The organism is Candidatus Jidaibacter acanthamoeba (genome assembly GCF_000815465.1).
In the GTDB taxonomy this organism is placed as follows: Bacteria; Pseudomonadota; Alphaproteobacteria; order Rickettsiales; family Midichloriaceae; genus Jidaibacter; species Jidaibacter acanthamoebae.
On record NZ_JSWE01000216.1, the window covers coordinates 1 to 3,485 of the forward strand.

The window sequence follows — 3,485 nt, forward strand, 5'->3', positions numbered from 1 at the left end:
TGTTGAATGTCATTGATATTGACCCCTTAGAGTTTCAGTCTATTTGACCCCCTAAGTGCAAAATATAACAAGATTGTTTACATTTCAATTTCTCCTTTATTAAGTTTCGGTATAGCATTTTTTCGATAAGACTCTCCATCGAGCACTATACAATAGCTCTTATGCACAACTCTATCTAGAGCAGCATTAGCCATAACCGGCTCAGGGAAGAGTTCCAGCCACCCTTCAGTTTTTCTGTTACTGGTAATAATAAAGCTGCTACTTATATATTTTTCAGCAATTAATTCATACAGATCTGATGCTTGTAGAGGAGTTAAAGCTTTAAGCCCAAAGTCATCTAAGATTAGTAAATCTGTTTTAGTATACTCTGTAATCATCTCTTTCCAAGAATCATCAGCCCTACTTGCCTGGAACTTGCTAAATAAGTTATTGGCTCTTATAAATTTTACTTTCTTACCGGCACGACATGCCTGGTGCCCTAATGCTTGAGCTAAATGGGTTTTGCCGGTTCCGGTAGGGCCTAGTATAATAACATTCTGCTTTTCTTTTATATATTTATTGCTCATTAGGTGATTTATTATTTGCCTTACTTCCATAGAGTATTTCTTCATATCAAGGTTCTCGAATGTCTTCTCTTCCTCGAATTTTGCTCCTTTTATTCTATGAGCTATACTTTTACATTCCCGTCTTTGTTTCTCATCCTGTAAAATAAGTCCTAAAAATTCCTCATAGGCTAAGCTTTTGTTTTTTGCTTCCTGTAACCTTAGCGGTAAAGTCTCAACCATACCGCTTAACCTTAGCTCTTTAGCTAATTTACTTATAATTACTTCATCCATGGTGTACCTCCATGGTTGTTGAGAACTCTTGCGCACTCCTTACATAGGATCCTTGTGGATTATTTAGCTTTGCTATGCTAAATTCTTCTTCTATTGCTTTGGCCTCCATGCCCTTTTCAAGCATGTTCTTTATATTCTTATATGAGTAACATTTATAACTATATGCTCTCTTACATGCCTTCTCCAGCCTATCAGCGCTAAAATGTTCCCTTAGCCTTAGTATCGCTTGGGCTTTTCTCAACCTCTGATTGCTTATATCACTTAACACTTCTTTTATAACTTCTAAAGTATTTAATCCTATAGATTCTGCTTCCTCTAAGCACTTCTCAGGTGTTTTTTGGATAAACTTCTTAACACTCTCAGGGTAATCTTCTACATCTGTTACCCATTTCCCTTTTTCATGTTCTCTTATATGGCTCTTAATAATCTTATGATTACAATATATCTCAACTACCCTTAATCCTCCTCTTACCCATACCTCATTGCCTATATAAGTGGTAGGTACAGAGTAAAAATTACCCCTGAACACTACATGGTGATCCCTATGGACTTTTGCTTTCTCCCACTCAGGTATATCAAACACCCCTTTCGGTAAGTACTTTAATGCAGCCTTTTCCTCCTTCTCATATATTTCCTTCGGCGTCTTCCCGGTAGTCCTCGTTACCTGATTAGCTATTATATTTCTGCACCATGCCTTTGCTTTCTCATTCGCTTCTTCTATATCTTTATACTTCCTTCCCGCTAGTAATTGTTGTTTTACTATTAGTACACTTCTTTCTATCTTCCCTTTATGCTGTGGTTGCCTTACCTTAGTCGGGTCAGCTATAAATCCATAATACCTTTCAAGTTCAGCATAACTTTTATTGATCGTTGGATCATATATATCTGCGCTTATTACTCCCGATTTTAAATTATCTAATACAATCCTTTGTGGTACTCCACCATAATAGTTAAACGCATTTATATGACTTTGTATCCATGATCTCTCATCTTGCTTAAATACATACTCTACATACCTCATCCGGCTATGCGATAATGTCATTATAAATATATATGCCTTCCTAAGCTTCTTTGTTTTCGGATCTACCATTAATCCTGCATTCCCGTAATCTACCTGCCCCTCTTCTCCGGCTTTCGTAGTTATATGTATCGTTGCGTTCTTCCTAACCAATATCCTTTTATTTATATATCTTCTCACACTGCTTTCACTTATTTTAACCCCTCTTTCACTTATTAATCTCCATATTTGTTTTATGGTTATATTTTCTTCCCCCAACCACTCCTTTATTTCTCCTTCATATATTATAAGCTTTTGTTCACTCCAGTCTTCCTTCTCTTTAACCTTGTATCTTTCAACTCTTATATTTGCTGATATCTCATCTACTTTCCTGCTATCATCTCCTACCTTCAGTCCCGACTCCAATCCTCTTCTTATTAAGCTCCTTATCGTATTACGTGCTACTCCTAGTGATCTTGATATTGCCTTAATCTTTACTCCGTTTACCCACCGGTACAGTATTTCACTTATTTCTGTCATCTCTAGTTTCCTCATTTCTGTTTATTACCTATTTGATAACCTTCTAAGAACCATTCTCTTCTTATAGGTACCTCTTTCAACTCCCTTCTTCCTTTCCTAAGCAAAAGGGGGCAAATAATTTGAAACTAGGGGGTCATTATCTTTGAAACTTTATCCATCTTCAGGGGGCATTTACCATGACGCTCAACACACTCATACTACAGCTGATTTGCTTCAAAGCTAAGATTTTCTGAAATTTACCGCAAGTGTATTGGCTACCTCTATCAGAGTGAAATATCAAGCCATGATTTATATCTCTTCTGCTTATAGCCTGGTCAAAAGCTTTGATTATGAGATTAGTATCTATTTTAGAGTCTAGTGCCATACCTACAACTTTTTTGGAAAACAAATCCAATATTACTGCCAAATATATCCACCCCAAAGAAGTAGGTATATATGAGATATCGCTAACCCACTTTTCATTAGGTTTATTACACCTGAAATCTTGCTTTATCAGATTTTCTTTTATTTCTCTAAGAGCAGGTTTATGCCTTATCTTATATCCGCCTTTTCTTTTTGCCTTAATATTATGTATTCTCATTAAGCGCTCTACTCTTTTCCTGTTTACCTTTTCTCCTTTTAATCTCAGTTCGGCATAAATCCTCGGGCTTCCGTAAGTACTGCGACTATAGCTATATATCGCCTTAATTTCCGTTACTAACCTTAAATCTTTATCTTCTTTTCTCTCAATCTTACTATTTAAATATTTGTAATACCCGCTACGCGATACTTTTAACATTTTAGCCATCCTCTCAAGTTTAAATTTATCTTTATATTTCTGCATAAATTTAAACCTTTCTACTTTTTCCCTGAAAAGATGGCTAAGGCCTTTTTTAATATTTCTCTTTCTTCTTTTAGAATAAGATTTTCTTTCCTTAGTGCCTTTATTTCTTCTTTATTTAAGCTGCTTTCACCCCCTAAGCTCTCTCTTCCTTTCATCCATAGAGCCAATGTACTCCTAGGTATCGACAAATCTCCCGATATTTCACTATATGTTTTGCCGCTATTTCTAACTAGCTTAACTGCTTCTTCTTTAAATTCCTTACTGTATTTTCTCAGTTTACTCATTCCTT

4 protein-coding genes are annotated in these 3,485 nt (G+C 35.8%); all 4 read right to left on the minus strand.

Features of this window, described 5'->3' with window-relative positions; all coding sequences use genetic code 11:
- Window positions 1-77: 77 nt before the first annotated feature.
- Window positions 78-836 (minus strand): IS21-like element helper ATPase IstB, encoded by a 759-nt coding sequence (gene istB / locus NF27_RS10080; protein ID WP_039454911.1) that lies wholly within the window; start codon window positions 834-836, stop codon window positions 78-80.
- A complete protein-coding gene (istA, locus tag NF27_RS10085) occupies window positions 829-2,373 on the minus strand; it encodes an IS21 family transposase (protein WP_039454914.1) in 1,545 nt (514 codons plus the stop codon). The genes istB and istA overlap by 8 nt, the downstream gene beginning before the upstream one ends.
- A gap of 160 nt (window positions 2,374-2,533) precedes the next feature.
- A complete protein-coding gene (locus tag NF27_RS10090; protein WP_239647842.1) occupies window positions 2,534-3,250 on the minus strand; it encodes an IS3 family transposase in 717 nt (238 codons plus the stop codon).
- On the minus strand, window positions 3,211-3,485 hold a 275-nt coding region (locus NF27_RS10095; RefSeq protein ID WP_084212976.1), incomplete at its 5' end, for a transposase. The genes NF27_RS10095 and NF27_RS10090, both read right to left, overlap by 40 nt.

Coding starts and splice junctions, on each gene's coding strand:
- istA (WP_039454914.1), bottom strand. CDS start 2,373: ATGACAGAAATAAGTGAAATACTGTACCGGTGGGTAAACGGAGTAAAG.
- istB (WP_039454911.1), bottom strand. CDS start 836: ATGGATGAAGTAATTATAAGTAAATTAGCTAAAGAGCTAAGGTTAAGC.